Genomic DNA, 6,710 nt, shown 5'->3' on the forward strand with positions numbered 1-6,710 from the left:
TGCGCTGAATCCGGCAACGCCGCTTAACATGCTGGAATATACAATGGAGGATATTGACGTGCTGCTTATTATGACGGTTAATCCAGGGTTTGCGGGACAAAAAATGATACCATCCGGACTACGCAAGATAGAAAAGGCACGGCAGACGATCCGGAAATCAGGATGCGAAGTTGCGATTGAGGCAGATGGAAATGTGAGCTTTGAAAACGCGGTAAAAATGCGCGCTGCGGGTACGGACATTTTTGTTGCGGGAACGTCCGCGCTCTTCCGTGAGGATATGACAATTGAGGCAGCTGCACAAAAAATGCGGGACTGCATTCGCTAAAAGTTGCAAATGATAAGGTTCGATTACTCGGTAAAATTGTTTGCACTAAAGGAAGTCTTTAAATTCTCAGAACGATCATGCGTAAAACTTTGTGTGAAGTCCAAAAGTCAGATAAAGTCTTTGTTAGAACTAGCCAAAACCACTGGCTATGCCAGTGGTGCAGAAAAAGCTTGAGCGAGGCAAAATAAAATCCTCCATTTGGTAAAATAAATTTGGTCTGTCAACCCCAAAAGTACCAAATGGAGGATTTTAAAATGTTACAATACAAAACATATTTACTATTTAATAAATACGCCCCATCGAATTTCAAGTCGAATTAAAAGAAAGCTCCTCTCGCATTGCTTGAGGCAATGCGAGAGGAGCTTTTTCAGTATGGTTTCGTATGATTATGGGTTGGAACGTCTTTCCATGTACGCACAGGACGGGCTTGCGGAACGCAAGACGGACTATGTATATAGCTCTGCTTTGCGCCCGTGATCTTTCCCAAAGAACAGAGAATATCATTTCACCTCTTGACAATGTTGTTCGGTGCAAATATCATATCGTATTTGCACCGAAGTACAGAAGGCAAGTGTTTTATGGAGAAAAGCGCAGGGAAATAGGAGAAATACTCAGGAAATTATGTGAGTGGAAAGGGGTGGTGATCATAGAAGCGAAAATATGCCAGGATCATATCCATATGTTATTAGAGATACCGCCGAAAATGAGTGTATCAGGAGTGATAGGATATTTGAAGGGAAAGAGTGCTCTGATGATCTATGAAAAATTCGGCAATCTAAAATTTAAGTATAGGAACTATTATGTAGATACAGTGGGCAAAAACACTGCAAAAATCAAAGAATATATCAAACATCAATTGGAAGAGGATAAAATGGGGGAACAATTAAAAATCCCATTCAAAGGAGACCCGTTTACGGGTAGCAAGTAAAAGAATATGCAGATGTCAGGCCCGATATGCGCCTAGTTGGGCGCTGCTGGCAACAGAGGGCTATGCCCGCATATGAAATACCCCCGGCTATGCCGGGGGATATTTATTTGAATGATAAAAAATGATAAATGAAAAGATGATTACAGCAGCAAATATGCGTGCGTTTTCTGCAAATAAATGATAAAAAATGATAAAAACAGATTGCAATTGCAACAGGGCGGGTATATACTAAATATAGAAAGAAAAGCAGTATGATTTTAATTAAAAAACATATGATGGAGAAGAAAAAATGAAAACAACAGATGCAAGAAAACGGGAAATACTGGAATCATTCAAAAACGGGCTTATCGTATCCTGTCAGGTGCAGAAGGACGATCCGATCTATTCGGAAGAAATGGTCGTAAAGATGGCGGAAGCCGCTAAATGGGCAGGCGCGGTCGGCATCCGTGCGAACACACCCGAGCAGATCCGTTCCATCAAAGAAAAGGTAGACCTACCGATGATCGGTCTTTATAAGATTTGGAACGACAACACAGACGTATTTATCACGCCTACACTGGAATCTGCGGTGCAGGTATGGGAGGCGGGTGCGGAGATCATCGCGATGGACTGCACGAACCAGATCAACCATCTGGGAAAACCGGCATATGAGCTGTTGTCTGTTGTAAAAAAGGAAATTCCGGAAGCAATGCTTTTCGCGGATGTATCAAATTATGAAGAAGCAAGACGCGCGATCGATAACGGCGCGGACATCGTAGGGCCGACGCTCTATGGCTATACAAAGGAAACAAAGCACATCGAGCTGCCCGACCTGCGTGAATTTGCACGTATGTGCCGCGAGATGGGCGACGAAGCGTATATGGTGATGGAAGGCCATATCTATACGCCTGAAGACGCGATGAAATGTATGTATCTGGGCGCGCACTCCGTAGTTGTGGGCAGCGCGATCACAAGGCCGCATCTGACGGCGAAACGCTTTGTGGATTTGCTGGGCGGATATCAGGACAACTGGCGCGAGGCAGAGCGTAAAAAGCACTAAAAGGAAAAGGAGTAAGAAATGGTTAAGTTTGACGTGAACGGCGCACAGAATGTGGAAGTAAGCAAAAAATTCCCTTGCGAAAAGCCGCTTATCAAACAACTCGAGATCATGGAGCAATATACAGCAGCGCATAAGGCGTTCACGGGACAGGCGAAAGAAATGCGCGAGGTGGAGTGCTTGAATGTACTGTACCCGACGTTGTTCCGCGAAATAGAGCCGGAAGACAAGATCATCGGACGGATCGATTTCCTGCCCATTGGTTTTGGCTGCGTTACATCCCTTGGTGGGGTGGGGCATTACTGCGTGTTTAATAAGCTGCTCGCTTTCAAGGACGAACTTGAGGACGAAAGCCTGAAAAAACGCGTGGACGTCCTTTATGATTACTGGCTCGACCACGATGTAAAGACGCTCTACTGCAAGGACGTACTGACGGAAGATACCATCGGGCGTTTTATCGACGTGAACTATCCGATGATCGCGACCGCGCGGCTTTCTGGTATGATGCTCGATTACCAGAAGCTGATCGACCTTGGCATCGATGGGCTTCGGAACGAAATACAGGAACAAATGAAGGGCTCGCCGGACAACCAATTTTATACGGCAGCGCTTAAGTGTCTCGACTTGTTCGTAACCACCGCGGAGCATTTGCAGAATATGGCGTGGCGCCATATGAAGGGCGCAGGCGCCAAGCGTAAAAAAGAGCTCCAGACCATCTGGGACAGCTTGGAAAAGGTTAAGAGCGACAAGCCGGAAACGTTCCATCAGGCGCTGCAGCTTTTCTGGCTGTACGCGCTTCTCGCGGGTGTGATCAATTATGGCCGTCTGGACGACTACATGGGGCCGTTTCTAAAGCATGACCTGGAGACAGGGCTAATCACCGAAGAGGAAGCCTACGAATATGTGAAGTCCTTATGGACGATGATCGAAAACCGCCGGACGACGGTCAATGGACGCATCATTGTGGGCGGACGCGGCAGGCGGAACCCGGAAGCTGCGGATGTGTTTTTGCATATTGCGATGAAGGTCGCCAAAAATTGCCGCTATGTGGAGCCGCAGTTCACGCTGCGCATCACGGAGGATATGTCCGAGCAGATATGGGACGAGGCGCTGGACGCGCTTGGTGCGGGCGCGACCTATCCGACGATCTACAACGACGACGTGAACATTCCGGCTGTGATGTACGGTATGCGTATTGATGAGAAGGCGGCGGAGCAGTATGTGCCGTTCGGTTGTACGGAGTTCGTCATACAGGGACAGAGCACGGGTACGCCCAATGTGTGCATGAACCTCTTAAAGCTTCTGACGATCACCCTAAACGAGGGGGTCGATCCGATGGATGGACAGAAAAAGTGCGGAGCGGTGAAGATCAGGCCGTTAAGTGAGTTCAAGACATTTGACGACCTGTACGGTAACTATAAAGAGCTTTTGAACTACTACTTCGATCTTGCGGTCGATGCGCAGATGTATTCGTACAAGCTGATGAACGAGCAGGTATCATTCCTGTTCACGAGTATCTTAACGGACGACTGCATCGCGCGCGGCAAAGCGCTTCTTGATGGTGGTGTTCGTTACCTCGGCGGGACAAACGAGACATACGGCAATATCAATACGTCGGACACGCTGTGGGCCATCAAGCACCTTGTGTACGACACAAAGAAGTATACGCTCGAGGAATTAAATCAGGCGGCGCTCGCAAATTTCGAAGGCTATGACCAGATACGCAAGGATTGCTGGGAGTGTGATAAATACGGCAACGACTTAGATACCGCGGACGGCATGGCGCTTGATTTGTATCATTTTGTGGCGCAGGGCATACGAGACCGGGGGATTGCGGCGGGTATGCAGTATTTCCTGATCGTGATTTCAAACAACCAGCTCAATACAGAGTGGGGCAGGAAAACAGCTGCGTCGCTTGACGGACGGTATTCGGGTCAGTACATGAATCCGGCAAATAACCCGCAGGGCGGCGCGAACACAAGCGGCCCGACTGCGATGCTCAACTCGCTTGCGAAATTCGAAGCAAAATACCACGGTGGTTCGGTACAGAACATCAAATTCTCACCGTCCATGTTCAATGAAAACCGTGAAATGATCAAGGCGCTCTTTAAGACATACTTCAAAAAGGGCGGCTGTCACCTGATGGTCACGGTCGTAAACAAAGGCGACCTTGAGGACGCGGTCGCGCATCCGGAAAATCATGCAAACCTCATCGTACGCGTGAGCGGGTTCTCGGCAGTGTTCGTAGACCTCGAGCCGGATATCCAGCAGGAACTGATGAGCAGGGTACTTTACGACGATAAGGAAGCACAGTAATATATGGCACAGCAGTTAAAAACACTTGAAATCGAACGCTTTGCGATACACGACGGACAAGGGATACGGACAACTGTTTTTTTGCAGGGATGTCCGCTCTTTTGCCCGTGGTGTGCCAATCCTGAGTCACAAAAGTTAAAAAGGCAGCTCCGCTATATGGAGCACAAATGTATCGGCTGTGGAACGTGCGCGCGCGTATGTCCGCACGGTGCGATCACGATGCAGGACATACGGCCGGCATTTGACCGCGAAAAGTGCGTGGTATGCGGGACATGCGGTAAGCATTGCCCGGCGGAGGCGATCGTGTATGCGGGCGAGGGCATGGACGTTGAGGACATTATCAAAACGGTGCTGCGCGACAAAGATTATTATGACACGACAGGTGGCGGAATGACGGTTTCCGGCGGGGAGCCTTTTGTACAATTCGAAGGGTTTTTGGAGCTTCTCCGGCAGGCGAAGCAGGCGGATATTGATACCGCGGTCGAAACGACGGGAAATGTCCCTGAAGGGATGTTTTTAGAGGCAGAGCCATACATCGATACTTTTTTGTTTGATATAAAACACTGCGATGCAGACAAATTGAAGCAGGTAGTGGGCGGGGATCTGGCGCTCATTTTAAGGAACTTCGCGTATGCGGTATCAAAGGGTGCAGAACGGGTTATCGCGCGTGTTCCGGTGATCCCGGGGTTCAATTATGATGAGGAGTCGCTGCGCGGGATATTTACACTGGTGAAGCAATACGGGGTGAAGACCGTTCATCTGCTGCCGTATCATACGCTGGGACGGCGAAAATATGAGCAGCTTGGCTGGGAATATACGATGGACGGCGATAAAATGATTTCCAAAGAAGAGTTGAAGCCATATCAGGAGATGGGCGAGAAAATGGGACTGACGGTACAAATAGGAGGCTAATATGCAGGATCTGGCAAAAAGACTGGAAGAGGCGACATTGCCAACGCTTCCCAAGAAAAAGGATTATAAGATCGGCATCATCGGTGCGGGCTTCATTGTGAAGAACTGCCATCTGGTTGCTTACAAAAAGGCGGGCTTTAACCCGTACGCAATCACATCGCTGGATATTGATCAAAGCAAGGATGTTGCCGCTGCGCACAGCCTTGAGAAAATATATGAAGACTGGCACGACATGGTCGACGACCCGGAAGTGGAGATCATCGACATCGCCGTACCGCCGCACGTGCAGCTTGAAATGGTTCGATATATCTGCACAAAAAAGCACATCAAAGGAATATTGTGCCAAAAGCCCATTGCGATGTCCTTAGAAGATGCGAGGGAGATCGTTCGTTTGGGAAAGGAATCAGGCATACCTATTGCGGTCAATTCCAATATGCGCTACGACCAGTCTATGCGGGCAATGAAATATATCCTTGACCAGAACCTGATCGGCGCGCCGGTGATCGCGACCATCGATATGCGTGCGATCCCTGACTGGCAGGGATTTTTGCGCGCGTATAACAAGCTTGAGATATTCTCTATGGGCATCCACCACGTGGATATTTTCCGTTATTTGTTCGGTGATCCGGAAAAGATCACCACGGTATGCCGCACAGACCCGCGTACAAAGTTTGAGCATACGGACGGCATCGTTCAGTTCACTTACCAGTATAAGGACGGCATGATGGCGACAAGCTTAGACGATGTGTGGGCGTGGCCAGAGGAACCGTGTAAGAAGGACAATTACATCCGCTGGCGCGTGGAAGGGTTGGATGGCTTTGCACAAGGCGAATTTGGCTGGCACAAACGCGAGGGCTTTGCGGGCAGCACGCTTAAAATGACATGCAGATCGTGGCCGGACGAATGGATCGAGCCTAAGTGGGACACGCAGTGGTTTCCGGATGCGTTCGTGGGGACGATGGCGAACCTGTTGTGCGCAGTAGAAGACGGCACACAGCCGGAGATCAGCGCAGAAGATAATGTGAATACGATCGCGTGTGTGGAAGCGTGTTATAAATCAATCGAAGAAGAACGCACTGTCTACTTAAGTGAGATCATAGGGTAAGGGAGGAAAAGACACATGATTGCGACTGGTATTTTTACAGGATATTATCCTGAAACGATCGACGATACGATCCAAAAGATCAAGGCTG

6 protein-coding genes are annotated in these 6,710 nt (G+C 48.7%); all 6 read left to right on the forward strand.

Annotated elements, in window-relative coordinates; translation table 11 throughout:
• Positions 1-325, forward strand: a 325-nt coding sequence (locus VB081_RS06875; RefSeq protein ID WP_442872712.1) for a ribulose-phosphate 3-epimerase, incomplete at its 5' end; no start/stop codon positions are given.
• Positions 326-773: 448 nt separating this feature from the next.
• Positions 774-1,253 (forward strand): IS200/IS605 family transposase, encoded by a 480-nt coding sequence (tnpA, locus tag VB081_RS06880; RefSeq protein ID WP_323400089.1) that lies wholly within the window; start codon positions 774-776, stop codon positions 1,251-1,253.
• A gap of 289 nt (positions 1,254-1,542) precedes the next feature.
• The gene (locus VB081_RS06885; RefSeq protein ID WP_323400090.1) at positions 1,543-2,292 is read left to right on the forward strand and encodes an N-acetylmannosamine-6-phosphate 2-epimerase; all 750 of its coding nucleotides are present in this window, start codon (positions 1,543-1,545) and stop codon (positions 2,290-2,292) included.
• Between the two features lie 18 nt (positions 2,293-2,310).
• Positions 2,311-4,605 carry a pyruvate formate lyase family protein gene (locus tag VB081_RS06890; RefSeq protein WP_323400091.1) on the forward strand — a complete coding sequence of 765 codons (2,295 nt, stop codon included), beginning with the start codon at positions 2,311-2,313 and terminating at the stop codon, positions 4,603-4,605.
• 3 nt (positions 4,606-4,608) lie between these two features.
• A complete protein-coding gene (locus VB081_RS06895; protein WP_323400092.1) occupies positions 4,609-5,517 on the forward strand; it encodes a glycyl-radical enzyme activating protein in 909 nt (302 codons plus the stop codon).
• Between the two features lies 1 nt (position 5,518).
• Positions 5,519-6,622: a Gfo/Idh/MocA family protein gene (locus VB081_RS06900; protein WP_323400093.1), complete on the forward strand. Its 1,104-nt coding sequence runs from the start codon at positions 5,519-5,521 to the stop codon at positions 6,620-6,622.
• Positions 6,623-6,710 lie beyond the last annotated feature (88 nt).

Origin of the sequence: Christensenella sp. (genome assembly GCF_034927525.1) — a bacterium.
Classification (GTDB): domain Bacteria; phylum Bacillota; class Clostridia; order Christensenellales; family Christensenellaceae; genus Christensenella.

Coding starts and splice junctions, on each gene's coding strand:
- VB081_RS06890 (WP_323400091.1), top strand. CDS start 2,311: ATGGTTAAGTTTGACGTGAACGGCGCACAGAATGTGGAAGTAAGCAAA.
- VB081_RS06895 (WP_323400092.1), top strand. CDS start 4,609: ATGGCACAGCAGTTAAAAACACTTGAAATCGAACGCTTTGCGATACAC.
- tnpA (WP_323400089.1), top strand. CDS start 774: ATGTATATAGCTCTGCTTTGCGCCCGTGATCTTTCCCAAAGAACAGAG.
- VB081_RS06900 (WP_323400093.1), top strand. CDS start 5,519: ATGCAGGATCTGGCAAAAAGACTGGAAGAGGCGACATTGCCAACGCTT.
- VB081_RS06885 (WP_323400090.1), top strand. CDS start 1,543: ATGAAAACAACAGATGCAAGAAAACGGGAAATACTGGAATCATTCAAA.